The organism is Oceaniglobus roseus, from assembly GCF_002869745.1.
In the GTDB taxonomy this organism is placed as follows: Bacteria; Pseudomonadota; Alphaproteobacteria; order Rhodobacterales; family Rhodobacteraceae; genus Oceaniglobus; species Oceaniglobus roseus.
In genome coordinates this window covers 1-23,737 of the sequence record NZ_PNOS01000052.1, presented here as the reverse complement: position 1 = coordinate 23,737, position 23,737 = coordinate 1, and the positions used below count along the sequence as shown (strand labels likewise).

Sequence of the window (23,737 nt, the reverse complement as noted above, 5' to 3'; positions counted from 1 at the left end):
TCGGCATCGAGGCGCGCCTGCTCCTCGGCCGCGGCCCGCGCCGCCATGCGCCGCTCGGCCAGGGTCTGCCCTGCGTCCTGCGCCGCGCGCAGCCCCGCCGCCGCGCCGCGGCCCAGCCCCGCCGCGCCATAGCCCAGCGCGGACATCGTCATGTCGTAGCAGCGCACGACGCTTCTCAGCCCGAAGAGCACCATCGCCCGCACTTCGGGCATGGTGAAGCCGAGCACGAACAGGCCCATGGCGACGGTGCCGATGGCCATGAAGAAGGCCATGATCTTCAGCCCGAAGGTCGCCTGCACCGGCACCACGCCCAGCACCGCGCCGAGGATGGTGTCGCCGAACAGTCCGCCGAGGCCGAAGTAATGCGCCCAGCCGACCGGCGGCTGGTGGGTCGAGATGTAGACGGCGCCCAGCGCGATGGCGAGCGGCGCGAAGATCAGCCGGGCGCTGGCCCGCTCCTCGCCGATGTGAAGAAGGAAGCGCAGACCCCAGGCCAGGAACACTACGGCAAAGCCCCAGGCCGCCCAGCCGACGATGTTGTAGAGCGGCGAGGCCACCGAGGCGCCGAACCGGCCCAGCAGGTTCTGCGCCGGCTGGTCCGTCACCACGAACCACGACGGATCGTCGGGCACGTAGGATCCGAGCATCAGCGCCACGACCAGGCCCGCCCCGATCAGCGTCATCCCGAGCAGTTCCTTGCCGCGCCGTTCAAGCGCGGCCTGGGTGTCGCTGTCGAAAAGCGGGTCGCGGTGCCGGGTCTGATACGCCATCTACCTGTTCCTCACGTCATGAGACAGTCGCGGACCTGCTCGAGCCCGCGCTGCATTTCTTTTTCTTCGGCCACCATGGCCACTCGGATATAGCCGCGGCCGGGGTTGTCGCCCCCCGTGTCGCGCGACAGGTAGGCGCCCGGCAGCACCCGGACCCCCGTTTCCTTCCAGAGCTTCAGCGCCGCCTGCTCGCCGTCCTCGACGGGCAGCCAGAGGAAGAAGCCCGCCTCGGGCGCGCCGCAGCCCTGGATGCCGCGGAACACCTCGTCGGCGATGTCGAACTTCCGGCGGTACATCTCGCGGCTGGCGTCGACATGGGCCTCGTCCTGCCACACCGCCTCGGCCACCTTCTGGAGCGGCAGGGGCAGGGGCGCGCCGGAATAGGCGCGCAGCTGGCGCAGCCGCTTCATCGTCTCCGGCCCCGAGGCCACGAAGCCCGAGCGCAGGCCGGGCAGGTTCGACCGCTTGGACAGCGAATGGAAGATCACCACCCGCTCGGGATCCGCGCCGATCTCGTGGGCCACCTGCATCGCGCCGGCGGGGGCCTTGTCGCGCCAGATCTCGGAATAGCACTCGTCGGCGAAGATGCGGAAATCGTGCGTCTCGGCCAGCCGGATCAGGTCGGCCCAGTAATCGAAGGAGGCGACGGCGCCCTGCGGGTTGGCGGGCGAGCAGAGATAGGCGATCTCGGTCCGCTCCAGCACGTCCTTCGGCAGCGCGCCGTAGTCCGGCAGGAACCCGGTGGCCGCGGTCGCGGGGACATAGACCGGCTCGGCCCCGACCGACAGGGCGGCCACGGCATAGACCTGGTAGAACGGGTTCGGCGTCAGGATCACCGGCTTGCGGCCGCCCTTCGGCTCGGGGCACAGCGCCATCGCGGCGTTGTAGAGCCCCTCGCGCGTGCCGTTCAGCACCATCACCTGCGACTGGGCGTCCAGCGTCACGCCATAGCGCCGGGCGATCCATCCGCCGATCGCCTCCAGAAGCTCGGGCGTGCCTTCGTTGGGCGGATATTTCCCGAATCCGGCCGCATTTTCGACGATGATGTCGGTGATCCAGTCGGGGAACGGATGGCGCGGCTCGCCGATGGTCATGTGAATCACGTCGCCGCCGGGCGCATGGGCGTCCAGCAGCATCCGCAGACGCGGAAACGCATACTCAGGCAGGTTCGAGAACCGCTCGGGAAAAATCATCTATGCCTCAGAGTCCGGGGTCGTGCCGCCCCTTTGGCGCGACGATAGCTTAGCGCTTCGCGCAGGGTCCAGAACAACGCGGGCATTTCAGCGGTTTGCCCGGCGGCCTGTGACTTTCCTGTGACTTTCAGGCCAGCGCCGCCTCGGCCGCGCGCCCGAGCCGAAGCAGCCGCTCCTCGCCGAAGGGCCGCCCCATCAGGCTGATCCCGGTGGACTTCACGCCGGTCGGCAGGGCCAGCACCGCCAGCCCCATCAGGTTGCCGATCCGCGTATTTCGCAAAGTCATCAGGTTGGCGTTGACGAAGTAATCCTTCTCCGTCTCCAGCCGCTTCAGATTCGGCGGCAGGATCGGGCAGGTCGGGATCAGCACCGCGTCGAACCCCGCCGTCTGTTCGAGGTACGCCGCGCGGCAGCGGTCCACGGTCAGCCAGGCGGCGATGTAGTCCGAGGCGGTCACGTCCCTGCCGCCGCGGAACCGCTCGCGCACCTGGTCGTGCATGGCGTCCGGGTTGGCCTCGATCGCCTTGCCCCAGACGCCATAGGCCTCGGGCGCGAAAAGGAGCGGCGACAGGGCCATCGCCTCGGCCACCTCGGGGATCTCGCGGCGTTCGATCCGCACGCCCGCCTCCGTCAGCTTCGCCACCGCCGCCTCGAACGCCGTCGAAACGGTCGGGTCCAGATCCTCCTGGGCCGAGGTCTCCAGCACCATCATGCGCGTGCCCTTCAGCGTCGCGGCGCCGAGGTCGGCCGGCGGCCGCCCCTCCAGCGCCGCCAGCATCAGCGCCGCGTCCTCGACCGAGCGGCAGAGCGGGCCGACGGTGTCGAACCGCGGGCAGAGCGGCACGACACCCTCCAGCGACAACCGCCCCGAGGTGGTCTTGAGCCCCACGAGGTCGTTCCAGACCGAGGGCACCCGGACCGATCCGCCGGTGTCCGACCCGATCCCGCAGGCCGCCAGCCCGAAGGCCACGCTGGTCGCCGCGCCGGAGGAGGAGCCGCCGGGGACCGCGTCGTGGTCGTTCACGTTCGGCGGGGTGGCGGTGACGGGGTTCATCCCGAGGCCCGAGAAGGCCAGTTCCGTCTGGTGCGTCTTGCCGAGGCAGACCGTGCCCATGGCCGTCGCGTTCCTCAGCACCAGCGCGTCGCGCTCGGGCGTCCTGCCTTTCAGCAAGGCCGAGCCCGACTCGGTCGCCACGCCCGCGGTGTCGAACAGGTCCTTCCACGAGATCGGCACGCCGTCGAGCGGCGAGAGACGACGGCCGACCTTCGCCCGTGCCTCCGCCGCCGCCGCTTCGGCGCGCGCCCGGTCGGGAGTGGTGCGGGCATAGATGCGGGGGGTGAACGCGTGCGCCTCGATCGCGTCCAGATAGGTCTCGGTCAGCGCCACCGGCCCGATCTCGCCCGCGGCGATCCCCCGCCCGAGGTCCGCCGCCGTCATCGTCAGCCAGTCCTTGCCCATCGTCCCTGCCCCTTCATCCGCACCCGGTGCGACAGTGCTAGCGGCAGCGGGGCGCATGGACAATGCCCCGCGCCGGGACATATGCATCGGTCATGGAAACGCGCTTCGACATCGTCATCGCGGGCGGCGGGCTGAACGGCTCGACCCTCGCCATCGCCCTCGCCTCGGCCGGGTTCACGGTCGCGATGGTCGACCCCGCGCCGGGGACGGCCGACGACTCGGGTGATTTCGACGGCCGCTCCTATGCCCTGTCGCTAGCGTCCGTCAGGATGCTGAAGGCGCTCGGGGTCTGGGGGGCGGTGGCCGGGACGGCGCAGCCGATCCTCGACATCAAGGTGAGCGACGGGCGCGCGGGCGAAGGCCCCTCCCCCTTCGTGCTGGAGTTCTCGCACCACGAGATCGAGGAAGGCCCGATGGGCCACATGGCCGAGGACCGCCACCTGCGTCCGGCGCTCGCGGCCGCGCTGGACGGGGTGACGCTGTTCCGGGGTCGGAAGGTCGTCGCACAGGAGGCCGGGGACGATGGCGTGGCGGTGACGCTGGACGACGGCACAGGGCTGTCCGCCGCGCTGCTCGTCGGCTGCGACGGGCGGCACTCGGCCACGGCCGAGCGCGCCGGGATCCGCCACACCGGCTGGGACTACGGGCAGAGCGCGCTGGTCGCCGCCCTGTCGCACGAGAAGCCGCACGACGGCATCGCGCACCAGTTCTTCATGCCCGAGGGGCCGCTCGCGATCCTGCCGCTGACTGGCAACCGCTCGTCCATCGTCTGGACCGAGCGGACGGAGAACGCGCGAAGGATCAACGGGCTGGACGACGAGGGCTATCTGGCCCTGCTGCGCCCGCGCTTCGGCGACTTCCTGGGCGGGATCGCGCTGGCCGGGAAGCGGCACACCTATCCGCTGGCGCTGTCGCTCGCGACCCGCTTCGTCGCGCCGCGCATCGCGCTCTGCGGCGACGCGGCCCATGCCGTCCACCCCATCGCCGGGCAGGGTCTGAACGCGGGGCTGAAGGACATCGCCGCGCTGGCCGAGGTTCTGGGCGAGGCGCGGCGGCGGGGCGAGGACATCGGCCGGATCGACGTGCTGGAGCGATACCAGCGCTGGCGGAGGTTCGACGCAACCGCGCTGGCGGTGGTGACGGACGGGTTCAACCGCCTGTTCTCGAACGACAATCCGCTGCTTCGCGGCCTGCGCGACCTTGGCATGGGCGCGGTCAACGCGATGCCCGGGCTGCGCCGCGGCTTCATCCGGGAGGCCGCCGGGCTGACCGGCGACGTCCCGAAGCTGTTGCAGGGCCGCCCTCTCTGAAGGCGCTCTAGACCCGCTCGATGGCCAGCGCGATGCCCTGGCCGCCGCCGATGCACATGGTCATCAGGGCGCGTCTGCCGCCCGTGCGCTCCAGCTCGTACATCGCCTTCACGGTGATGATCGCCCCCGTCGCGCCGACGGGATGGCCGAGCGAGATGGCCCCGCCGTTCGGGTTCACCTTCGCGGGGTCGAAGGACAGTTCCTTCGTCACGGCAAGGGCCTGCGACGCGAAGGCCTCGTTGCTCTCGATCACGTCGAAGTCGTCGGCCGACAGGCCCGTGCGCTCCAGCAGCGCGCGGACGGCGGGAACGGGACCGATGCCCATGACCTCGGGGCGGACGCCGGCATGGGCGTAGCCGAGGATGCGGAACTTCGCGGTCAGGCCCGCCTTCCCGGCGGCGTCGGCGCGGGCAAGGACCAAGGCGGCCGCGCCGTCGTTGATGCCCGAGGCGTTGCCGGCCGTCACGGTGCCATCCTTCTGGAAGACCGGCCGCAGGCCTGCAAGGGCTTCCGATGTCGTGCTTTTCGGATGCTCGTCCCTGTCGAAGGCGAAACTCTCGCGGCCCTTCCTGACCTCGACCGGCACGATCTGGGAGGCGAAGCGGCCTTCCGAGATGGCGCGGGCGGCGCGGGTCTGGCTTTCCAGCGCGAAGGCGTCCTGATCCTCGCGGCTGATCTGGTGTTCACGCGCGACGTTCTCCGCCGTCACGCCCATGTGGCCGGTGCCGAAGGGACAGTTCAGCGCGCCGAGCATCATGTCCTGCGCCTTCACGTCGCCCATCTTCTGGCCCCACCGCGCCTGCGGCAGGATGAAGGGCGAACGGCTCATGCACTCCGACCCGGCAGCCAGCGCATAGTCGGCATCGCCGAGCGCCAGCGCCTGGATGCACGACACGATCGCCTGGATCCCCGAGCCGCAAAGCCGGTTCACGTTCATCGCCGGAACCGTCTCGGGCACGCCCGCGTCCATGGAGGCCACGCGCGAGACGTACATGTCGCGGGGTTCGGTGTTGATCACGTGGCCGAAGACGACATGGCCGATCTGCCCGGCCTCGACGCCCGCCCGCTCGAACGCCGCGCGGGCGACGGTTGCGCCGAGGTCGATGGGTGGCGTGCCCGCAAGCGCCCCGCCGAAGGTGCCGACGGCGGTGCGCGCGCCGGAGAGGATCACGATGTCGTCCATGTCTTCTTCCCGTCTGATCTGGTCCGCTCCGCGCCGGTCCATGCGACCGCCCCGGGCTCAGCCTGCTCCCTTGCCCCGCAGCGTCACCAGCGTGACCTCGGGCGGCGCCGCGATGCGCAGCGGTACGTGAGAGTACCCGATGCCCCCCGACACGACCAGATGCTGGGCATGTTCCCTCACGTAGCCGTAGGCGTAGCGGTCGGAATATTCCGACGGCGTCAGCGGCCGCCAGCCGAAGAAGTTCGCCTGCCCGCCATGGGTGTGGCCCGAGAGCTGGAGCATCGCCCGCGTCTCGTTCATCGCGAAGCAGTCGGGTTCGTGGGCCAGCAGGATCGCGGGCGCGCCGTGGGGGACGTCGCGGAAGGCCGTGTCAGGATCGTGACGGGCAGTGCCGTCCCTCCAGTGGCGGTGCCCCTGCTGGCTGTCGTAGCCGACCAGCCAGAACGGATAGCTCTGGTGATCGAGGCTGACCGCCTCGTTCATCAGCACCGGGATGTTCTCGGCCCTGAGCGCGTGCAGCACCGCGCTTTCGCGGTAGTCGGTGGCGCGGGCGAGGTCGTCGTCGCGCCAGTCGTGGTTTCCGAGCACGGCGTGGACCCCGAGCGGCGCCTCGAGCCGGGCGAGCTCCTCTGCCGTCTCCTCGACCCGGCCGTACCAGCCCGGCGTCGGGCGGGCCGAGATGTAGTCGCCGAGCAGCACCACCATGTCGAGCGGCATGGCATTGACCAGGTCGACGGTGCGGCGCAGGTCGGCGGGGCGCATCCACGGGGTGATGGTGTGGAAATCCGACAGCGCCGCGATCTGGAGCGGCGGGCCCAGCCAGCGCGAATCGATGATGTCGTAGTGGACGAAATCCGGCTTCCCGCCCGCCACGAAGACACGCCGCAGACCGCGCCGCTGCTGCGCATGGTCCGACAGCCCTCTGGACGGGACCGGGGGCAGGTTCGGGGGCACGGGATCCGTCATGGGCTGCCCTTCCGGTCCGACACGGCACTGGCCCGGCCTATCAGCCCGGGACGCAGGGGATAAGACCGGATCCGTAGCGCCGGTTCCGAAAATCATGCCGCGGCACCGGTCCCGAATCGCGCGGGATCGCGACCTACATCATGCGGATCACGCCCTTGTCGATCGACAGCATGTAACCGCGGCGCGCGATGTTCTTCACCAGAAGCTCGCTCACCATCTGGTTGCCGAGCGTGTCGCGCAGCCGCTTTATGCGGGTCGCGCCCGCCGCCTCGTCGCAGTCGGCGGCGTTCCGGCCCGAGATCATCGCCTCGATCTCGGCGCCCGACAGCACCTCGTCGTCCATGCGCGCCTCGGCCAGCACCGACAGCGTCTCGATCGCCGCCTCCGTCAGCTTGAACTCCATGTCGTTCAGATAGACCGTGCGCTCGCCCCGCGAGATCAGCAGCGACGCGACCTGGATGCCCGAGCGCTGGATCTCGCCCATCCGGCGGTTCAGGGCGATGATGACCAGCAGAAACACCAGGGTCGCCACCAGCAGCGCGGCGGCGAAGACCAGCAGTACGAAGATCACCATGCGATAGCTCGTCAGCACTTCGGAAAAGGTGGTGCCGGACTGGGCGAGGATTTCCAGCAGCTGGATGTCGGCGCCCGAGGTCAGCGCATCGTTGTCGATGAAGATCTGTTCCACCCGCGCGTTGAAGGCGTTGGCGTCGGGCAGGTTCAGGAACAGGAACACCGCCGCCCCGAGGAGGATGGCGACGATGGCGGCGATGCCGAAGGCGACGAAGCGCTGGGTGGAGCGGCGGATGTCAGTAGCGGAGAAAGAACTGGCCGGCACTGGCTTTCCTCTGTTGTAGCCCGCTGTCGTCGAAGACCGACACCACCGTCAGAAGCTGCCAGCCGTCGGCCCCGATCCGCCGGGCGATCACCCCCGCCGCCGCCTGCTTGGAACAGGCGGCCTCGGGCAACTGGATCACACCGTAATGCAGGCGCAGGGGATTGTCCCGCTTGGCCTTGTAATCGGCATAGCAGGCGGCCTCGGCCCAGGTCGCGGAGAGCGTCAGGGCCAGGAGTGCGGAGAGGAAAAGGCGCGACATGGGCGGGCACCGGGGGTTCGGGGGGCGTTCACGACGTCCCGTGCACCTTGGCGCGAAAAGGCGAGACATTCAATAACCACAGGGGTTTGGGCGAAGGTTATCGGATAGCGGGGGGGCGTTATTGCCTGTCCTGCCGGTCCGGTCCCAGGTTGAGGGCATCCCGAGGCAGCGCCCGTCGCCCTGCCCCTTCCAGACGCCCCAGCCAAGAAAGGACCGCCCGATGTTCCGCTCCCTCGCCGCCGCCGCACTGACTGCAACACTGGCCGCCGCCCTGGCCTTCAGCCCTGTCGCCGCCACCCCGGCGCAGGCCCAGGACAACAGCAACCAGCAGCTGGCCCGGATCCTCGCCGGTGCCGCCACCGTCGCCATCATCGGTCTCGCCATCAACCGCGAGAAGCAACGCGAGCGCAACGCCGCGGCCGTCCCGGTCCACGACTGGCGCCGCCCGGTGCCGCCGGTCTATCAGCAGCCGCGCTACCGGCTGCCCCGCCACGACAAGCCCCGCTACGAGCACCACGACCGCCACGACTGGCGTGACCGCGACCAGCGGACCGTCCCGGCCTCGTGCCTGCGCACGATCTACAACCGCCACGGGGCGCAGACCCTGTTCGGCGCGCGCTGCATCAGCCGGTCGATGCGCCATCCGAACCGCCTGCCCCAGCAATGCGCCCAGACCCTGCGCAGCGACCGCGGCTGGGTGACGGGTTTCGAGCCGGGTTGCCTGCAGCGCTACGGCTGGCGCCGCGGCTGACGAACACGGGCCCGCTCCGGGCCCTCCGAGACGCGGCGGCGGGGTTTATCCGCACATCTCCGCCCTGTCGCCGCACATGGGGGCAGGGGGCCATCGGCCTCCTGCCCTTATCCGCGTTCCGCCCGCCGCTCCTCCGCCAGCATGTCGACGAAGGCCCGAAGCGGCGCGGGCATGAAGCGCGAGGTGAAGTAGAGGCGCGGACCGGAGAAGTCGGGCCACCAGTCCTGCAGCAGCGGAACGAGGCTGCCGTCGGCGAAATGCGGCTCCAGCCAGTTGCCGAAGCACTGGACCAGCCCCCGCCCCGCCAGCGCATGGGCGATCATCGTCTCCGCCGCCGCGGCGCTGAGGATCAGCCGGCCGGGCGGGTTCAGGGCAAGGCTCTCCGCCCCCCGCTCGAACTCCCACGGCACCAGCGCGCCGCTGGCGAAGCGGATCAGGATGCAGTCGTGCTCCATCACCTCGCGGGGATGACGCGGCGCGCCGCGGCGGTCGAGATAGGCGGGCGCGGCGGCCAGGGCGCCTGCTGGCGCCGGGGACCGATCGGCACGGCGATCACGTCGGGCTCCAGCGACTCGTCGTAGCGGATGCCTGCGTGGCACCCCGCGGCGATGGTATCGACGAAGCGGTCCTCGACCAGGATCTCGACCGTGACCTCGGGATAGCGGTCGAGGAAGCGGTCGATCAGCGGCGGCAGGATGTCGAGCATCCCCGCCTTCGGCACGTTCAGCCGCAAGGGCCCGCGCACCGCCCCTGCCGCGGTGGCCGCATCCTCGAGCGCGATGCGCGCCTCGGTCATCAGCGGCGCGAGGCGGGCGGCCAGCGCCTGCCCCGCCTCGGTCGGCCGCACGGCGCGGGTGCTGCGCGTGAGAAGCGGCGTGCCGAGCCGCGCCTCGACGCGGGCGACGGTGTCGCTGATTGTGGAGGGCGCGCGGTTCAGCCGCTTCGCCGCGGCGCGGAACCCCCCGGTCTCCGCCACCGCGAGGAAGACGGCAAGATCGTCGAGGGGCAGGTCATCGGTGTTCGCCATGGCGTGCAGCCTATTCGGCCGGGGCCCGATTTTCCAGATCAGCCGAACGGATATCTTCTGTCCCACAGAGACACAGGAGACGATCCATGACCCTTCTTGATCCGAAAGCCGCCGGGCGCTTCACCTTTCCCGGCACCGGCATCACCGTGAACCGCATGGGCTTCGGCGCGATGCAGCTGGCCGGGCCCCACGTCTTCGGCCCGCCCGCCGACCCCGACGAATGCCGCGCCGTGCTGAGGGAGGCCGTCGCGCTCGGGATCGACCACGTCGACACCAGCGACTTCTACGGCCCCCACGTCACGAACGAGCTGATCCGCGAGGCGCTGCACCCCTATCCCGAAGGCCTGACCCTGGTGACGAAGATCGGCGCCTGGCGGGACGAGGCGGGCAACTGGAACCTCGACCGCAGCCCGGACTTCCTGCGCAGGTCGGTCGAGGACAACCTCGGCCGCCTCGGCGTGGACGCCATGGACATCGTGAACCTCCGCATGGGCGGACCGGAAGACGACATCGCCGCGCCCATGGAGACCATGCGCCGGATGCAGGAGGAAGGCCTGCTGCGCCACATCGGCATCAGCAACGTCAGCGCCGGACAGGTCGCGACGGCGCGCGGCATCGCGCCGGTGGTCTGCGTCCAGAACCAGTACAACCTGGTCGACCGCGCCGACGACGCCCTGATCAACAGCCTCGCCGCCGAGGGCATCGCCTTCGTCCCGTTCTTTCCCCTCGGCGGCTTCTCCCCGATCCAGTCGGCGGGGCTGGAGGAGGTGGCCGCGGCGCTCGGCCGGTCGAAGCAGCAGGTGGCGCTGGCCTGGCTTCTTCAGCGCAGCCCGAACATCCTGCTGATCCCCGGCACCTCGAAGCGCGCCCACCTGCGCGACAACGTCGCCGCGGCGGCCCTGGGCTTCGACGCCGACACGCTGGCCCGGCTCGACGCGCTGCACGCCGCGGCCTGAGCGCCAGGGCGCTCCCGGTCCCTTCCGCTCCCGGGGCGCCGCACCTATGTGTGACGTCGACCAATCCGACAGGACGCCATGCAGAAGATCCCCCTCCCCGAACGTCCTGACCTGCGCGAGAAGGCCGAGGCCGTGGGCTTCACCTTCCTCGACATGCACGGCGAACCCTACTGGGACGAAACCTCGGCCTACCGCTTCAGCCTCGCCGAGGTCGAGAACGACATCGAGGATCCCGCGACCGAGCTGCACGCCATGTGCCGCGAGGCGGTGGCCCACGTCGTGACGCATGAACGGCTGATGGACCGGCTCGCCATCCCCGAGCCCTACCGCGACCTCGTCGCCGATAGCTGGAAACGGAGCGAGCCCGAGATCTACGGCCGGTTCGACTTCGCCTACGACGGCACCGGCCCCGCGAAGCTGCTGGAATACAACGCCGACACGCCAACCTCGCTCTACGAGAGCGCGTCGTTCCAGTGGGCCTGGCTCGAGGATCAGCTGGGCGCCGGGGTGCTGGAGCCGGGCGACGACCAGTTCAACGGCATCCACGAGGCGCTGGTCGAACGGTTCCGCGCGGTGTTCCGCCCGTCCGAGGACCTGCACTTCGCCGCCATCGCGGGCAACCCCGAGGACTATGCCACGGTCGAGGCCATGGGCTGGGCCGCGCGCGAGGCGGGGCTCGGCGCCCATTACGTCGATCTTGAGAAGATCGGGATCAGCGACGAGGGCCAGTTCACCGACGACCAGGACCGGGTGATCGGCACGCTGTTCAAGCTCTACCCCTGGGAGGACATGCTGCAGGACGACTTCGCCAAGCACATCGCCACCTCGGGCTGCCTGCTGCTGGAACCGGCCTGGAAGATGCTGCTCTCGAACAAGGGGATCCTGCCGGTGCTCTGGCAGCTGTTCCCGGATCACCCGAACCTCCTGCCCGCCTTCTTCGAGGCCGACGTGGCCGAGGCGCTGGCCGGGCGCGGATCCTCGCCCATGCCCGGCTTCGCGCAGGCGCGCGACAGGCTGGCGCAGGGCCACGTCACGAAACCCCTGTTCTCGCGCGAGGGCGCCTCGGTCAGGATCGTCGAGGACGGGCAGGAGACCGAACGGGTGGGCGATGCCGGGTACGGCGGCCATCCGCGGATCGTGCAGGCCTACCACCCGCTGCCGGAGTTCGACGGCTTCCGCCCCGTCATCGGCGCCTGGATCGTCGGCGGGACCTGCGTCGGCATGGGCCTGCGCGAGGACCGCAGCCGCATCACCCAGGACCTTTCCCGCTTCAAGCCGCATTTCATCCGGGACTGACGACGCCCGCCCCCAGACGTTTCGAAAGGATCGCCCATGAGACCCCGCTCCCGCTCCGTCGCGCTGACGCTGCTCGGCGCCGCCGCCTTCACCCTGGCGGGCTGCCAGGAGGAACAGGTCGATGCCCAGGCCTATCCCGACCTCGCCAGCTGCAAGGACGCCGCCGACACGGGCGGGCTGCTGACGATCGAGCAGTGCGAGACGGCCTTCGCCGAGGCGCAGCAGCTCCATGTGGAAACGGCGCCGCGCTACGACAGCCTCGCCGTCTGCGAGGAGCAGCACGGGGAGGGCGCCTGCGGCAGCGAGGCGCAGCAGGTCGGCAACGGCGGATCGGGCAGCATCTTCATGCCCCTGCTCGCGGGCTACCTGATCGGCAACCTTCTCGGCGGCCGGGGAATGGCGGGCGCGCAGCCGATGTACCGCACCCAGGACGGACGGTTCACGACGCCGGGGGGCACCTCGACCTACTCCTCCAACCGCGGTACGGCGAAACTGTCCCCTTCGGCCTTCTCCCGCCCGCCGACCACCGTCGGCAAGGCGCCGATGACCAAGACCACGACCGGAACCCGCGGCGGCTTCGGGCGCACCGGCGGCGCAAGGGGCTTCGGCGTCGGCGGCTGAGCCTCAGGGCCGCGGCGCGCGGAACCGCAGCGTCGGCCAGGCGAGCAGCGCGAGACCGGCGAAGGCGGCGGTGGCCAGCAGGTAGGGCGCGCGCAGGGCCTCGGTCCGGCCCAGCTCCGGCGCCAGCCAGGCCCCCATCGCCCCCGCCGCCAGCGCGCCAAGCGGGATGCCGCCCCAGGCGAAGAAGCGGTAAAGGCTGTTCACCCGACCCAGCAGCGCATCGGGGATCATCCGCTGCCGCCAGGACACGGTGACGATGTTCCACACCATGCCGCCGAAGGCGCTCGTCGCCAGTCCCGCCGCGACGCCCGGCGCGGAGGCCCCGAAGGCGACGGCGGCAGGCTCGGCCAGCATGGCCAGAAGCGCGCCGACGACGCAGGCCCGCGCGCCGCAGCGCCGGGCGAGGGCGGGCCCGGCCAGGCCGCCCAGTACGCCGCCGACGGCGCCACAGGTCAGAAGCAGCCCGTAGCCCGCGGGGCTGAGGCCAAGGATCTCCTGCCCGACCAGCACCAGCAGGGCCAGCGTGCCCGCCGACAGGAAATTCACCACGCCGAGGAAGACGGCGAGATAGAGCAGCGCCGGGTGACGCCAGAGCCAGAGCATCCCCTCCCCCATCCGCGCGAGGAAGCCGCGGTTCGCGCGCGGCGCGGGCCTCGGGGCCAGCGCCACGGCCGAAACCAGCGCCGCGGCCAGGGCGAAGGTGGCGGCGTCGGCCAGGAAGGGCACCGGCACGGCGAGGGCGATCAGCAGCCCGGCCAGCGGCGGACCGACGAAGCGGCCCATCACCTCTTCCGCCGTCCAGAGCTGCCCGTTGGCGGCTTCGAGGTCGCCGTGGGGCACCAGCGACGGCAGCGCGCTCTGCGCGGCGTTGTCGCGCAGCACCTCCGCCGCGCCGAGGCAGAAGGCGATGGCCGCCAGCGCCGCCACCGGCCCCGCGGCCCCGGCGGCATCGGCGCCAGCTGGCAGCGCAGGCAGCGACAGCGCCAGGGCGACGATCCCGAGGGTCAGCACGAGTCGGACGAGGTCCGCGCCGACGATCAGCCGCCGCCGGTCCGCCGCGTCGGTCACGACCCCGGCGGGAATGGCGAAAAGCAGCCAGGGCAGCCGACCGGCCGCGGCGACGGCGCCGATCAGCACCGGGTCGCGGGTCAGAAGCGAGGTCAGCCAGGGAAAGGCCAGCGCCGACACCCCGTCCCCGAGGTTCGACACCGCCGCCGCCGACCAGAACAGCCGGAAATTCCTGTTGCGCACCAGAAGCATGGCCGCGACGCTACCGCGGGACCGCCGCCCCGTCCATCGCCGCCAGCCCGCCCCGCGCGCCGACCGGACGGCATAGCGGAGCCTGCTGCTTCTTCTTTGCCGAAAATACTCCCGCCGGAGGCATCCGCCCTCTCCGGCCTTCCCCTCCACCTCCACCGGGGCGCCATTTTCCTGAAGGAAAATGTTCCGGTTTTCTCAAGAAAACCGGCCCCGCCCCGAAGTCGGGCCTGTCGTCGCAAGCCATTTTCCTCAAGGAAAATGGTCCGGTTTCCTCGAGGAAACCGGAACCCGCCCCGATGTCTTGCGCGCATGAGGCAGGGCGAGGTTGCGCCCCGTTGCGGCGCGGGCCCGATCCGGTCCATAACCGGCCAGCCAATCCCTGACGCCGGACCAGAGACAGATGCCCTTCACCCTCGCCACCTGGAACATCAACTCCGTCCGCCTGCGCGAGGGCCTGGTGGCGCAGCTGATGGAGACCGAGGCGCCCGACATCCTCTGCCTGCAGGAATGCAAGGCGCCGGTCGACCTGATCCCGCGCGAGGCGTTCCACGCGCTCGGCTACACCCACATGGTCGCGCGGGGGCAGAAGGGCTACAACGGGGTCGCGATCCTGTCGAAGCTGCCGCTGCGGGAGGTGTCGGCGCTGGACCACGCGGGGCTCGGCCACGCGCGCCACATCGCGGGGCAGCTGGAGAACGGCGTGGTGATCCACAACTTCTACGTCCCGGCGGGCGGCGACAAGCCGGACCGCGAGATCAACGAGAAGTTCGGCCAGAAGCTAGACTATCTCACCGACATGCGCGACGCCTTCCATGCCGAGCGGCCCGCGCGGTCGATCCTCGTCGGAGATCTGAACATCGCGCCGCGCGAGGACGATGTCTGGGACCACAAGGCGCTGCTGAAGATCGTCAGTCACACGCCGGTCGAGGTGGAACATCTGGGCGCCGCGCAGGAGGCCGGCAGGTGGGTGGACGTCACGCGGGCGGACATTCCCGACGGGCGGCTCTATTCCTGGTGGTCCTACCGCTCGCCCGACTGGGACGCGGCGGACAAGGGGCGCAGGCTCGACCACATCTGGGCAACGCCGGACATCGCCTCCGCCGCCCACGGCTCGCGGATCCTCAGGACGGCGCGGGGCTGGGAGAAGCCCAGCGACCACGCGCCCGTCTTCGCGACCTTCGACCTCTGACACGATGGGCCTGCTGCGCCTCACCCGCCGCGCGGCCCTTCTCGGGGCGGGGGCGGCTCTGGGCGCCTGGGGCAGCCGCGCCCTTGGGCCGCGGATGCCGTCGCCGGACGGCACCCGGTCGCTGCGACCGGCGGACGCGCCGGGCACGCTGAACGACGCGAGCGGGCTGTCGGAGACGCCGGTCTTCCGCCACATCACCGTCACCGAGGACGTGGGCGAACCGCTGGTCAACCGCTTCCGCAATGAGCTGGACGAGGCCCGCGCGTCCGGGCGGCCCGTGTGCCTCTCGGCGGCGCGCCATTCCATGGGCGGCCAGTCGATCCCCCGGGGCGGCCACGCCATCACCTGCGACAACGGCTTCGTCGAGCCGGACACGGCGAACGGGCTGTTCCGCGTCCACGCGGGGGCACGGTGGGGGCAGGTGATCGCGGCGCTCGATCCACTCGGCTTCTCGCCGAAGGTGATGCAAAGCAACAACGACTTCGGCGTCGGCTCCACCTTCTGCGTCAACGCCCACGGCTGGCCGGTGCCCCACGGGCCGATGGGGTCGACCGTGCGAAGCATCCGTTTGGTGACGCAGGACGGCGACTGGATCACCTGTTCGCGCGACGAGAACGCCGAGCTTTTCGCGATGACCATGGGGGGCTACGGGCTGACCGGGCTGATCACCGACCTGACGGTCGAGATGGTTCCGAACCGGCGGCTGGAGGCAACATATGCCGAGATGCCGGGGGAGGCCTTGGGCACGGCCTTCGTCGCCGCGCTGGAGGATCCGGCGGTCGAGATGGCCTATGGCCGGCTCAACGTCGAGAGGGCGCGATTCTTCGAGGAGGCACTGCTGATCTCCTACCGTCCCGCCGCCGACCAGTCCGACCTGCCGCCCGCCGCGGGCTCGGGCGCGATGAGCCGGGCGGCGCGGCACATCTTCCGCGCGCAGCTCGGCAACGAGCCGGTGAAGCGGGCGCGCTGGTGGACCGAGACGGCGGTCGCGCCGTGGCTGGCCGGGGCGGCGACGCGCAACAGCCTGATCAACGAGCCGGTGGTGACGCTGGACGACCGCGACCCGGGGCGCACCGACATCCTGCACGAATACTTCGTGCCGCCCGACCGCTTCGCCGATTTCACGAGGGCCTGCCGCGAGGTGATCCCGGCGAGCTACCAGGAGCTGCTGAACGTCACCCTGCGCTTCGTGGCGCCCGACCCCGAAAGCTGGCTCTCCTATGCGCCGGGGCCGCGGATCGCGGCGGTGATGCTGTTCAGCCAGGAGATGACCCTGCGCGCGGAGGAGGACATGGCCCGGATGACCCGCGCCCTGATCGGGCGGGTGCTGGACCTCGGTGGCAGCTACTACCTGCCCTACCGCCCCCATGCGACGGGCGCGCAGTTCGCCGCCGCCTATCCGCGCGCGGCGGAGTTCGCCGCGGCGAAGCGCGCGCTCGACCCCGATCTCCGCTTCCGCAACGCCCTCTGGGACAGATATCTGGAGCCGCTATGACCCTGCGCGCGATCTGCTTCGTCTACTTCCTCGTCCTGCTCGGCGCGGCGGCGCTGAACTACATCCCCGGCGTGCGCGACAGCGAGGGGCTGACCTTCGGCATCTTCGAGCTGGACCTCTTCGACGACGCGCTGCACCTCGCCTCGGCGCTCTGGGCGCTGGCGGGGGCGCTGGTGTCGCGGCAGGTGGCGCGGACCTTCCTGCTGCTGTTCGGCGCGCTCTACCTCGCGGACGGGGCGATGGGGCTGGTCTGGGGGTCGGGATACCTCGACTTCGGGATCTTCCAGTACGGGGTGCAGGACCTGCCCTTCGACTTCAAGGTGATGGCGAACCTGCCCCACCTCGCCCTCGGCGGCATGGCGCTGCTGTCGGGGCTGTTCCTGGACAGGCGGTGATCCGCGTCCTCGGCCGCTGGCTCGGCCGGGCGCTGCTGGCGGCGGCGGTGCTTGCCGCGCTGCTGCTGGCGCCGGTGGCCTGGGTCGAACTGGCCTGCCGGGGCGAGGCTGTGGCGGAGACCTACGAACCGCTCCTGCCGCCCGAGGACCGGCGCGCCGAAAGCCGCACGCTGCTGACCTATCCCGAGTGGCACATCGTCCACGCCTACGAGGATTACGCGCAGGTCATCGCCGCGGGCGATCCCCACGACTTCAGGTTCCTGCGGGCAGTCGCGGGCTTCTGGGGCGCGCTCTGTCCGCTGTCGCGCGCGGCGGCGGCCCATGGCGGGGCGACGGGGGAGACGAAGCTGACGATCTACACTATCGGCGTCAGCTTCACGGCGGAGCTGGCGCTGAAGGCGCTTTACGAGGAGACGGCGGGGCGCGTGGCGACATGGATCCGCGGGCCGGAGCGGGCGCCGCTCGACGACCTCTCGGCGCGGCAGACGGCGGAGTATGCCGCGTTTCTCCGGCAGGTGCCGTGGTACCGCTGGGACTTCCGCGCCGATGCCCGGGCGCTGGACGCGGCGGCGACGGGGGCCTTCCGCGACCGCGAGCGGCGCTTCGCCCTCGGGATCGAGTACCGGGGCAAGGCGGCCTATGCGAAGGTCATCGAGGGCGCCGTCGGGCAGGTCGGCGCGGACGCGCTGACGATGCGCGCGGTGGTGTCGGGCGTGGCTCCCGAGGCGCTGGCGGCGATGGAGGGGGTCACGGTGATCGGCGCGCGCCCCCAGGGGGTCGAGATCGAGACGCCGCGCTATCGCGCCTTCACCCGGCTGGCCGAACGGCTGGCGGAGGCAGGCGGCGACTTCGTGGAGATCGCAGGCAACGACGACATCCTGGTCTCGACGCTGTCGCCTGCGCCGGTGGAGGGCGCGCTCCATTCCTTCGCGCGGCAGGGGTTCGGCGACGTGCGCAACCTCAGGCTGGTGAAGGTCCGCGATCTGGCGGACGTACTGCGGGCGTTGCGGACCGGCCCCGAGACGCTGGAGCACATCCATGACTATTAGGCGCCTTATGCTGGCCCTGCCCCTGCTGCTGGCGGGATGGATCGGGATCATGGCGGCGGTCATGCTGGTGTCGGACGCCGCCCCCGGCGCCGTCGTCCTGCTGCCGCCCGAAGGCTTCGCCGCCCGCCTGCCCGAGGACACCGGGATCATGGCGGCGGGCCCGCTCTGGCTGGTGGTGAAGGGCCCGCGCGCGGGGTTCGCCCGCGCCCTCTATGCGGCCGGGGCGCCGCTGGTGCTGCCCGCGGGGCTGACCGGCTGCCTGCCGCTGCCGAAATCGCCGCCGCAGGCGCCACAGGGCTGACCTTGCAAGACGCCCCCGATTGCTCCATCTACAGCGCGACCCGCCATCCCCTTTCGTGGAAGGACCGACCGAGATGCTGCAATTCGGACAGACCAAGGATGCCGCCGCCAAGGACGCGCTGATCAAGGACACGACCGAAGCCACCTTCATGGCCGATGTCGTGGAGGCCAGCCAGTCCGTCCCCGTGATCGTCGACTTCTGGGCGCCCTGGTGCGGCCCCTGCAAGACGCTCGGGCCGATGCTGGAAGCCGCCGTGACCAAGGCGAAGGGCGCGGTGAAGATGGTGAAGGTGAACGTGGACGAGGCGCAGCAGATCGCGGCGCAGCTTCGCATCCAGTCGATCCCCACGGTCTATGCCTTCTACAAGGGACAGCCGCTGGACGGTTTCCAGGGCGCCCTGCCCCAGTCCGAGGTCGAGGCCTTCGTCAAGCGCGTGGCCGAGGCCGCGGGCGGCGACGCCTCGGGCGGGCTGGACGAGGCGCTGGAGGCGGCCGAGGCGATGCTGGAGCAGGGCGCGCTGGTCGATGCCGCGCAGACCTTCGCCGCGATCCTGGGCGAGGATCCCCTGAACGCGAAGGCCTATGCGGGGATGGTGCGGGTACACATCGCCATGGGTGACTTGACCCAGGCCGAAGCCATCCTGAACGGCGCCGACGCCTCGATCTCCCACGCGCCCGAGCTGGAGGCGGCCCATGCCCAGCTCCAGCTTGCCCGGCAGGCCGCGGATGCGGGGCCGATCGACGAGCTGAAGGCCGCGGTCGAGGCCGATCCGGCGAACCACCAGGCGCGCTTCGACCTGGCCCAGGCGCTGCATGCCCACGGCGACGTGCAGGGGGCCGTGGACCAGCTGCTGGAGCTGTTCCGGCGCGACCGGGAGTGGAACGAGGGCGCGGCGAAGACGCAGCTCTTCACCATCTTCGAATCGCTCCCGGCGAAGGACCCGGTGGCGCTGGCGGGGCGCAGAAAACTCTCCTCGATGATCTTTGCATGAGGGGCGGGCGTCCTATCTGACCGGGTATGATCCCAGTCAAAGACCTTCCCCCGAACATTCCGGTCTTCCCGCTTCCGGGTGCGCTTCTGCTGCCCCGGGCGCGCCTGCCGCTGCATATCTTCGAGCCGAAGTACCTTGCGATGCTGGACGACACGCTGAAGACCCAGCACCGGCTGGTGGGCATGGTCCAGCCGCGCGACATCCCCGGCTCGACCGAGACGCGGCTGCACAGCATCGGCTGCGCGGGCCGCGTGACCGGCTTCTCCGAGACCGAGGACGGACGCTACATGATCACGCTGGCCGGCGTGTCGCGGTTCCGCATCACGGCCGAGACCAGCGGCTTCACCCCCTATCGCTGCTGCGACGTGTCCTGGGACGGCTTCTCGCGCGATCTCGGCCCGGCCGAGCAGGACCGCGACTTCGACCGCGACGCCTTCCTCAGGCTCCTCAGCCGCTTCTTCGAGGCGCAGGACCTCAAGACCGACTGGGCCTCGCTAAACGAGGCCGAAGACGAGCTGCTGATCAATTCCTTGTCCATGCTCTGCCCGTTCGAGCCGGAGGACAAGCAGGCGCTTCTCGAGGCGCCGTCGCTGTCGACCCGCCGCGAGACGCTGGTGACGCTGATCGAGTTCGCCCTGCGCCGCGGCGACAACGAGGAGATCATGCAGTGAGCGAGGCCGAGCACGACCGCAAGATGCTGGAGGCGCTGGTCTGCCCGCAGACCCGCGCGCCCCTGAGCTTCGATGCCGAGCGGATGGAGCTGGTCTCCAAGGCCGCGCACCTGGCCTACCCGATCCGTAACGGCATCCCGGTGATGCTGGTGGACGAGGCACGGCCGCTGGAGTAGCGCGCGGTCGCCTCCGCGATGTCACCGCCGAGGCCGCCGGGCCGCGAAGCCACTTAGGCCCCCTAGACCCCCCGCATCCGCAGTTCCGCGTCCACCAGCCCCTTCCGCAGGTCGCAATAGGCCTGCCGCCCCGACCCGCAGGCAACGTTGATCCGCGAGAACACGCCGTCGTCGCTGATCTCGGCGTTGCGCTGTGCCCGGTCGCAGGCCGCGCCGTCGCCCCTTGCGCAGGCCGAGAGGATCCCGTTGGCCCGGTCCGACAGGAAGTCGATGGAAATCGCCCCGTCCGCCGAGGCCACCGTCTCGTCGCTGTCCTGCGCCAGGTTGCAGGCTGCCGAGAACAGGCAGAGGGCCACCAGAGCGTGGCCGGTGTAACGCGTCAAAATCATCGAATCTGGTCCTGTCACCTTGAAAACTGCTCGCCATCCGCGCCTCAGGCCGCCCGGTTCTCCGGATCTCGCGCCACGCGGTGCGGCCGACCTGCCCTGGCCGCCGCGACTCGCAGCATAGCACAGCGCGCCGCCGCCGCCCACGGAGCTTGGCGGAGTCCGGCACCTTCCCGCGCCGCTCGCATCCTCACGCCCGGCGCCGTATGTACGGGCGCCCCCGTTACCACTGGCCGTGGGCGCCCCGGCCCATTAGGTACGGGGAAACCCCAGCAACCGGAGCCGCGTCCATGACCAATCCCCTTCTTCAAGACTGGCAGACCCCCTTCGGCCTGCCGCCCTTCGGCGAGATCGGGGACGACGCCTTCGAACCCGCCCTCGACGCCGCCCTGACCGAGGCGCGCGCCAACATCGCCGCCATCGCCGACAACGACGCGGCGCCGACCTTCGCCAACACGATCGAGGCGCTGGAGCTTGCCGACCGCAAGCTGTCCCAGGTGCTGTCGGTGTTCTACACCCTCGCCGGGTCCGACTCGAATCCCGAGCGCGAGCGGCTGCAACGGGAGTTCTCGCCGAAGCTTTCGGCCTATTCCTCGGAAATCTCGATGAACGAGAAGCTGTTCGCCCGGATCGACAGCCTCTGGCAGCGGAAGGACAGCCTCGACCTCACGCCCGAGCAGCAGCGCGTCCTCTACCTCACCCACCGCGGCTTCGTCCGCCAGGGCGCCCAGCTCGAAGGCTACGCCCGCGACCGGCTGACCGAGGTGAAAAGCCGCCTCGCCGTGCTCGGCACCCAATTCACCCAGAACCTGCTGGCCGACGAGCGGGGCTGGTTCATGGAGCTGTCCGAGGCCGACCTGGAAGGCCTGCCCGATTTCGTCGTGGCCGGAGCCCGCGCGGCGGGCGAGGAGAAGGGCACCGATGGCCCCGTCATCACGCTGTCGCGCTCGCTGATCGTGCCGTTCCTCCAGTTCTCGCCCCGCCGCGACCTGCGCGCAAGGGCCTATGAAGCCTGGACCGCCCGCGGCGCCAACGGCGGCGAGACCGACAATTGCGCCATCGCCGCCGAGATCCTGAAGCTGCGCGAGGAGCGGGCGATGCTGCTCGGCTACGACAGCTTCGCCGACTACAAGCTTGAAACCGAGATGGCCAAGACCCCCGGCGCCGTCCGCGACCTTCTGATGCAGGTCTGGGAGCCCGCCAAGGCCGCCGCCGACGCCGACGCGACCCGCCTCACCGCGATGATGCACGGCGACGGCGTGAACGGCGACCTCGAACCCTGGGACTGGCGCTACTACGCCGAGAAGCGCCGCGCCGAGGAGCACGACCTCGACGAGGCCGAGATCAAGCCGTACCTGCAACTCGACCGGATGATCGAGGCCGCCTTCACCTGCGCCACCCGCCTGTTCGGGCTGGTGTTCAAGAGGCTGGACGTGCCGCTCTACCACCCCGACTGCCGCGCCTGGGAGGTGACGCGCGACGGCCGGCATATCGCCGTCTTCATCGGCGACTACTTCGCGCGGGGCGGCAAGCGGTCGGGCGCCTGGTGTTCGGCCATGCGTTCGCAGCAGAAGCTGGCGGGCGACATCCGCCCCCATGTCATCAACGTCTGCAACTTCGCCAGGCCGCCGAAGGGCAAGCCCGCGCTCCTCTCCTACGACGACGCGCGCACGCTGTTCCACGAGTTCGGCCATGCCCTGCACCAGATGCTCTCAGACGTGACATACGAATCCGTCTCGGGCACCTCCGTCGCCCGCGACTTCGTGGAACTGCCTTCGCAGCTTTACGAACACTGGCTGGACGTGCCCGAGGTGCTCGGCGAATTCGCCACCCACGCCGAGACGGGCAAGCCGATGCCGAAGGACATGCTCGACCGCCTGCTCGCCGCCTCGACCTACGACATGGGGTTCCAGACGGTGGAATACCTCGCCTCGGCCCTCGTCGATCTCGACTTCCACTCGGGCGAGGCGCCGTCGGACCCGATGGAGCGGCAGGCCGAGGTGCTGGAAGGGCTGGAGATGCCCCGCGCGATCCGGATGCGCCACGCCACGCCGCATTTCGCCCATGTCTTCTCGGGCGACGGATACTCGTCCGGCTACTACAGCTACATGTGGTCCGAGGTCATGGATGCCGACGCCTTCCAGGCCTTCGAGGAAGCGGGCAGCGCCTTCGACCCCGAGACGGCGAAGAAGCTGGAGCGGCACATCCTGTCGGTCGGCGGAGTGGAGGAGGCCGATGCCCTCTACACCGCCTTCCGCGGCCGGATGCCGGGTGTCGAGGCGCTGCTGAAGGGGCGCGGACTGCTGAAGGCGGCCTGAGCCCGTCAGGAAACGGTCAGGTCCGGGGTCCATGAGGGACGGAAACGGGGCGGCGGCGCGTTCGTATGCCGACGTCCCATCCCTGTCCCACGGAGTTCCCCATGGCCGAACGCACCACCTACACCCACGGGCAGATCGCCCTGCACTGGCTGATCGCCCTGCTTGTCCTCGGCAACTACATCTTTTCCGACGGCATGGGCCGCGCCCTGCACCAGCACGACAAGGGCGAGACGGTGACGGGCCTGCTGCCCTGGGCCCACGTCTATGTCGGCATCGCCATCCTGGTGCTGGTGCTGGTCCGCTTCGCGCTGCGCAAGACCCGCGGCGTGCCGCCCGAATCCGCGCAGGCGCCGGAACTGCTCCGGAAGGGCGGGCGGATCGGCCACTGGCTGCTCTACCTGCTGATGCTGGCGGTGCCGGCCCTCGGCATCTCGGCCTGGTATCTGGGCATCCACGAGGCGGGCGACATCCACGCCCTTGCCGCCAACGCGCTGATGATCCTCGCCGGGATCCATGCCGTCGCCGCGCTCTACCACCACTACGTCGTCAAGGACGCGCTGCTGCAACGGATGGGCCTGCCGCTCTGAGCGGCATCCTGCCGTCACGATCCCCACGATGCCGTGAAATCAGCGGCATCGCGGGGGCCGAAGTCTCGACTTCCGGGGTCGGCTCTGGCAACAGGGGCCGATGCACCGGCTTCGTCCCCTCCTCCTCGGCCTCCTCGTGGCCCTGACCCTGCCCTGGGGCGCCTATGCCCACGGGGCGGTCTTTGCCGCGCGCGCCGGGGCGCCCGCGAACGCCCCCGCGACAGCGGTCGTGGCGGCCGCGGTCAACGACGCCCGTACCGCCGCCGCCGCCGTCATCGCGCCGGACCGCT

At 70.5% G+C, this 23,737-nt stretch carries 27 protein-coding genes; 16 read left to right on the top strand and 11 right to left on the bottom strand.

What is annotated here, in order from left to right; genetic code table 11:
- From A7B20_RS19490 to A7B20_RS19480, 3 genes are all read right to left on the bottom strand, one after another.
- Positions 1 to 770, bottom strand: a 770-nt coding sequence (locus A7B20_RS19490; protein WP_172961066.1) for a DNA translocase FtsK 4TM domain-containing protein, incomplete at its 3' end; no start/stop codon positions are given.
- 11 nt (positions 771 to 781) lie between these two features.
- Complete coding sequence (locus A7B20_RS19485; RefSeq protein WP_102110256.1) at positions 782 to 1,963, bottom strand: aminotransferase class I/II-fold pyridoxal phosphate-dependent enzyme; 1,182 nt, start codon at positions 1,961 to 1,963, stop codon at positions 782 to 784.
- Between the two features lie 127 nt (positions 1,964 to 2,090).
- A complete protein-coding gene (locus A7B20_RS19480; protein ID WP_245867133.1) occupies positions 2,091 to 3,422 on the bottom strand; it encodes an amidase in 1,332 nt (443 codons plus the stop codon).
- A gap of 92 nt (positions 3,423 to 3,514) precedes the next feature.
- Between A7B20_RS19480 and A7B20_RS19475 the strand changes: the two genes are divergently transcribed.
- Positions 3,515 to 4,732, top strand: a complete 1,218-nt coding sequence (locus A7B20_RS19475) for an FAD-dependent monooxygenase (protein ID WP_102110255.1) — start codon at positions 3,515 to 3,517, stop codon at positions 4,730 to 4,732.
- 7 nt (positions 4,733 to 4,739) lie between these two features.
- On the opposite strand, the gene A7B20_RS19470 is transcribed toward A7B20_RS19475, so the two are convergent.
- The 4 genes from A7B20_RS19470 to A7B20_RS19455 form a co-directional block, all read right to left on the bottom strand.
- Positions 4,740 to 5,915 (bottom strand): acetyl-CoA C-acyltransferase family protein, encoded by a 1,176-nt coding sequence (locus A7B20_RS19470; protein ID WP_102110254.1) that lies wholly within the window; start codon positions 5,913 to 5,915, stop codon positions 4,740 to 4,742.
- Positions 5,916 to 5,972: 57 nt separating this feature from the next.
- A complete protein-coding gene (locus A7B20_RS19465) occupies positions 5,973 to 6,881 on the bottom strand; it encodes a metallophosphoesterase (protein WP_157937733.1) in 909 nt (302 codons plus the stop codon).
- Between the two features lie 133 nt (positions 6,882 to 7,014).
- The gene (locus A7B20_RS19460) at positions 7,015 to 7,719 is read right to left on the bottom strand and encodes a winged helix-turn-helix domain-containing protein (RefSeq protein ID WP_102110252.1); all 705 of its coding nucleotides are present in this window, start codon (positions 7,717 to 7,719) and stop codon (positions 7,015 to 7,017) included.
- Positions 7,691 to 7,978 carry a hypothetical protein gene (locus tag A7B20_RS19455; protein ID WP_102110251.1) on the bottom strand — a complete coding sequence of 96 codons (288 nt, stop codon included), beginning with the start codon at positions 7,976 to 7,978 and terminating at the stop codon, positions 7,691 to 7,693. Before A7B20_RS19455 ends, A7B20_RS19460 begins: the two co-directional genes overlap by 29 nt.
- Before the next feature lie 220 nt (positions 7,979 to 8,198).
- Here A7B20_RS19455 and A7B20_RS19450 point away from each other — a divergent pair, with 220 nt between their 5' ends.
- On the top strand, positions 8,199 to 8,729 hold the full coding sequence (locus tag A7B20_RS19450; protein ID WP_102110250.1) for a hypothetical protein: 531 nt from the start codon (positions 8,199 to 8,201) through the stop codon (positions 8,727 to 8,729).
- Between the two features lie 107 nt (positions 8,730 to 8,836).
- Here the strand turns inward: A7B20_RS19450 and A7B20_RS21675 are convergent, their stop codons facing one another.
- Together A7B20_RS21675 and A7B20_RS21670 are read right to left on the bottom strand one after the other, a co-directional pair.
- Positions 8,837 to 9,184, bottom strand: coding sequence for a type 2 periplasmic-binding domain-containing protein (locus A7B20_RS21675; protein WP_245867131.1), 348 nt, complete (start codon positions 9,182 to 9,184; stop codon positions 8,837 to 8,839).
- Positions 9,184 to 9,756 (bottom strand): LysR family transcriptional regulator, encoded by a 573-nt coding sequence (locus A7B20_RS21670; protein WP_245867129.1) that lies wholly within the window; start codon positions 9,754 to 9,756, stop codon positions 9,184 to 9,186. Before A7B20_RS21670 ends, A7B20_RS21675 begins: the two co-directional genes overlap by 1 nt.
- 86 nt (positions 9,757 to 9,842) lie before the next feature.
- Between A7B20_RS21670 and A7B20_RS19440 the strand changes: the two genes are divergently transcribed.
- From A7B20_RS19440 to A7B20_RS19430, 3 genes are all read left to right on the top strand, one after another.
- Positions 9,843 to 10,712: an oxidoreductase gene (locus A7B20_RS19440; RefSeq protein ID WP_102110249.1), complete on the top strand. Its 870-nt coding sequence runs from the start codon at positions 9,843 to 9,845 to the stop codon at positions 10,710 to 10,712.
- Positions 10,713 to 10,790: 78 nt separating this feature from the next.
- A complete protein-coding gene (locus tag A7B20_RS19435) occupies positions 10,791 to 12,008 on the top strand; it encodes a glutathionylspermidine synthase family protein (protein WP_102110248.1) in 1,218 nt (405 codons plus the stop codon).
- 36 nt (positions 12,009 to 12,044) lie between these two features.
- The gene (locus A7B20_RS19430) at positions 12,045 to 12,629 is read left to right on the top strand and encodes a DUF1190 domain-containing protein (RefSeq protein ID WP_102110247.1); all 585 of its coding nucleotides are present in this window, start codon (positions 12,045 to 12,047) and stop codon (positions 12,627 to 12,629) included.
- A gap of 3 nt (positions 12,630 to 12,632) precedes the next feature.
- On the opposite strand, the gene A7B20_RS19425 is transcribed toward A7B20_RS19430, so the two are convergent.
- Positions 12,633 to 13,889 carry an MFS transporter gene (locus tag A7B20_RS19425; RefSeq protein WP_102110246.1) on the bottom strand — a complete coding sequence of 419 codons (1,257 nt, stop codon included), beginning with the start codon at positions 13,887 to 13,889 and terminating at the stop codon, positions 12,633 to 12,635.
- 400 nt (positions 13,890 to 14,289) lie between these two features.
- On the opposite strand from A7B20_RS19425, the gene A7B20_RS19420 reads away from it, so the two are divergent.
- The 8 genes from A7B20_RS19420 (at position 14,290) to A7B20_RS19385 (ending at position 20,156) form a co-directional block, all read left to right on the top strand.
- Positions 14,290 to 15,078 (top strand): exodeoxyribonuclease III, encoded by a 789-nt coding sequence (locus A7B20_RS19420; RefSeq protein ID WP_102110245.1) that lies wholly within the window; start codon positions 14,290 to 14,292, stop codon positions 15,076 to 15,078.
- Between the two features lie 4 nt (positions 15,079 to 15,082).
- The gene (locus A7B20_RS19415; protein WP_172961065.1) at positions 15,083 to 16,573 is read left to right on the top strand and encodes an FAD-binding protein; all 1,491 of its coding nucleotides are present in this window, start codon (positions 15,083 to 15,085) and stop codon (positions 16,571 to 16,573) included.
- Positions 16,570 to 16,968, top strand: a complete 399-nt coding sequence (locus A7B20_RS19410) for a hypothetical protein (RefSeq protein ID WP_102110244.1) — start codon at positions 16,570 to 16,572, stop codon at positions 16,966 to 16,968. The genes A7B20_RS19415 and A7B20_RS19410 overlap by 4 nt, the downstream gene beginning before the upstream one ends.
- The gene (locus A7B20_RS19405; protein WP_342747281.1) at positions 16,965 to 18,017 is read left to right on the top strand and encodes a hypothetical protein; all 1,053 of its coding nucleotides are present in this window, start codon (positions 16,965 to 16,967) and stop codon (positions 18,015 to 18,017) included. The genes A7B20_RS19410 and A7B20_RS19405 overlap by 4 nt, the downstream gene beginning before the upstream one ends.
- Positions 18,007 to 18,318, top strand: a complete 312-nt coding sequence (locus tag A7B20_RS19400) for a hypothetical protein (protein WP_102110243.1) — start codon at positions 18,007 to 18,009, stop codon at positions 18,316 to 18,318. Before A7B20_RS19405 ends, A7B20_RS19400 begins: the two co-directional genes overlap by 11 nt.
- Positions 18,319 to 18,391: 73 nt before the next feature.
- On the top strand, positions 18,392 to 19,309 hold the full coding sequence (trxA, locus tag A7B20_RS19395; RefSeq protein ID WP_102110242.1) for a thioredoxin: 918 nt from the start codon (positions 18,392 to 18,394) through the stop codon (positions 19,307 to 19,309).
- Between the two features lie 26 nt (positions 19,310 to 19,335).
- Positions 19,336 to 19,980, top strand: a complete 645-nt coding sequence (locus A7B20_RS19390) for an LON peptidase substrate-binding domain-containing protein (RefSeq protein ID WP_102110241.1) — start codon at positions 19,336 to 19,338, stop codon at positions 19,978 to 19,980.
- 23 nt (positions 19,981 to 20,003) lie between these two features.
- A complete protein-coding gene (locus tag A7B20_RS19385) occupies positions 20,004 to 20,156 on the top strand; it encodes a Trm112 family protein (RefSeq protein WP_102110257.1) in 153 nt (50 codons plus the stop codon).
- Between the two features lie 62 nt (positions 20,157 to 20,218).
- On the opposite strand, the gene A7B20_RS19380 is transcribed toward A7B20_RS19385, so the two are convergent.
- Positions 20,219 to 20,545 (bottom strand): hypothetical protein, encoded by a 327-nt coding sequence (locus A7B20_RS19380; RefSeq protein ID WP_102110240.1) that lies wholly within the window; start codon positions 20,543 to 20,545, stop codon positions 20,219 to 20,221.
- A gap of 287 nt (positions 20,546 to 20,832) precedes the next feature.
- Between A7B20_RS19380 and A7B20_RS19375 the strand changes: the two genes are divergently transcribed.
- From A7B20_RS19375 to A7B20_RS19365, 3 genes are all read left to right on the top strand, one after another.
- Positions 20,833 to 22,860: a M3 family metallopeptidase gene (locus A7B20_RS19375; RefSeq protein ID WP_102110239.1), complete on the top strand. Its 2,028-nt coding sequence runs from the start codon at positions 20,833 to 20,835 to the stop codon at positions 22,858 to 22,860.
- 101 nt (positions 22,861 to 22,961) lie between these two features.
- Positions 22,962 to 23,447 (top strand): cytochrome b, encoded by a 486-nt coding sequence (locus tag A7B20_RS19370; protein ID WP_157937732.1) that lies wholly within the window; start codon positions 22,962 to 22,964, stop codon positions 23,445 to 23,447.
- A gap of 100 nt (positions 23,448 to 23,547) precedes the next feature.
- Positions 23,548 to 23,737: hypothetical protein (locus A7B20_RS19365; protein ID WP_216641227.1), on the top strand; the 190-nt coding region annotated here is incomplete at its 3' end.

What these genes read in the sequence shown, in the direction of transcription:
- A7B20_RS19385 (WP_102110257.1), top strand. Translation starts at nt 20,004, where the DNA reads ATGCTGGAGGCGCTGGTCTGCCCGCAGACCCGCGCGCCCCTGAGCTTC.
- A7B20_RS21670 (WP_245867129.1), bottom strand. Translation starts at nt 9,756, where the DNA reads ATGGCGAACACCGATGACCTGCCCCTCGACGATCTTGCCGTCTTCCTC.
- A7B20_RS19370 (WP_157937732.1), top strand. Translation starts at nt 22,962, where the DNA reads ATGGCCGAACGCACCACCTACACCCACGGGCAGATCGCCCTGCACTGG.
- A7B20_RS19380 (WP_102110240.1), bottom strand. Translation starts at nt 20,545, where the DNA reads ATGATTTTGACGCGTTACACCGGCCACGCTCTGGTGGCCCTCTGCCTG.
- A7B20_RS19450 (WP_102110250.1), top strand. Translation starts at nt 8,199, where the DNA reads ATGTTCCGCTCCCTCGCCGCCGCCGCACTGACTGCAACACTGGCCGCC.
- A7B20_RS21675 (WP_245867131.1), bottom strand. Translation starts at nt 9,184, where the DNA reads ATGGAGCACGACTGCATCCTGATCCGCTTCGCCAGCGGCGCGCTGGTG.
- trxA (WP_102110242.1), top strand. Translation starts at nt 18,392, where the DNA reads ATGCTGCAATTCGGACAGACCAAGGATGCCGCCGCCAAGGACGCGCTG.
- A7B20_RS19435 (WP_102110248.1), top strand. Translation starts at nt 10,791, where the DNA reads ATGCAGAAGATCCCCCTCCCCGAACGTCCTGACCTGCGCGAGAAGGCC.
- A7B20_RS19465 (WP_157937733.1), bottom strand. Translation starts at nt 6,881, where the DNA reads ATGACGGATCCCGTGCCCCCGAACCTGCCCCCGGTCCCGTCCAGAGGG.
- A7B20_RS19425 (WP_102110246.1), bottom strand. Translation starts at nt 13,889, where the DNA reads ATGCTTCTGGTGCGCAACAGGAATTTCCGGCTGTTCTGGTCGGCGGCG.
- A7B20_RS19420 (WP_102110245.1), top strand. Translation starts at nt 14,290, where the DNA reads ATGCCCTTCACCCTCGCCACCTGGAACATCAACTCCGTCCGCCTGCGC.
- A7B20_RS19390 (WP_102110241.1), top strand. Translation starts at nt 19,336, where the DNA reads ATGATCCCAGTCAAAGACCTTCCCCCGAACATTCCGGTCTTCCCGCTT.
- A7B20_RS19440 (WP_102110249.1), top strand. Translation starts at nt 9,843, where the DNA reads ATGACCCTTCTTGATCCGAAAGCCGCCGGGCGCTTCACCTTTCCCGGC.
- A7B20_RS19415 (WP_172961065.1), top strand. Translation starts at nt 15,083, where the DNA reads ATGGGCCTGCTGCGCCTCACCCGCCGCGCGGCCCTTCTCGGGGCGGGG.
- A7B20_RS19475 (WP_102110255.1), top strand. Translation starts at nt 3,515, where the DNA reads ATGGAAACGCGCTTCGACATCGTCATCGCGGGCGGCGGGCTGAACGGC.
- A7B20_RS19470 (WP_102110254.1), bottom strand. Translation starts at nt 5,915, where the DNA reads ATGGACGACATCGTGATCCTCTCCGGCGCGCGCACCGCCGTCGGCACC.
- A7B20_RS19375 (WP_102110239.1), top strand. Translation starts at nt 20,833, where the DNA reads ATGACCAATCCCCTTCTTCAAGACTGGCAGACCCCCTTCGGCCTGCCG.
- A7B20_RS19410 (WP_102110244.1), top strand. Translation starts at nt 16,570, where the DNA reads ATGACCCTGCGCGCGATCTGCTTCGTCTACTTCCTCGTCCTGCTCGGC.
- A7B20_RS19400 (WP_102110243.1), top strand. Translation starts at nt 18,007, where the DNA reads ATGACTATTAGGCGCCTTATGCTGGCCCTGCCCCTGCTGCTGGCGGGA.
- A7B20_RS19430 (WP_102110247.1), top strand. Translation starts at nt 12,045, where the DNA reads ATGAGACCCCGCTCCCGCTCCGTCGCGCTGACGCTGCTCGGCGCCGCC.
- A7B20_RS19480 (WP_245867133.1), bottom strand. Translation starts at nt 3,422, where the DNA reads ATGGGCAAGGACTGGCTGACGATGACGGCGGCGGACCTCGGGCGGGGG.
- A7B20_RS19485 (WP_102110256.1), bottom strand. Translation starts at nt 1,963, where the DNA reads ATGATTTTTCCCGAGCGGTTCTCGAACCTGCCTGAGTATGCGTTTCCG.
- A7B20_RS19455 (WP_102110251.1), bottom strand. Translation starts at nt 7,978, where the DNA reads ATGTCGCGCCTTTTCCTCTCCGCACTCCTGGCCCTGACGCTCTCCGCG.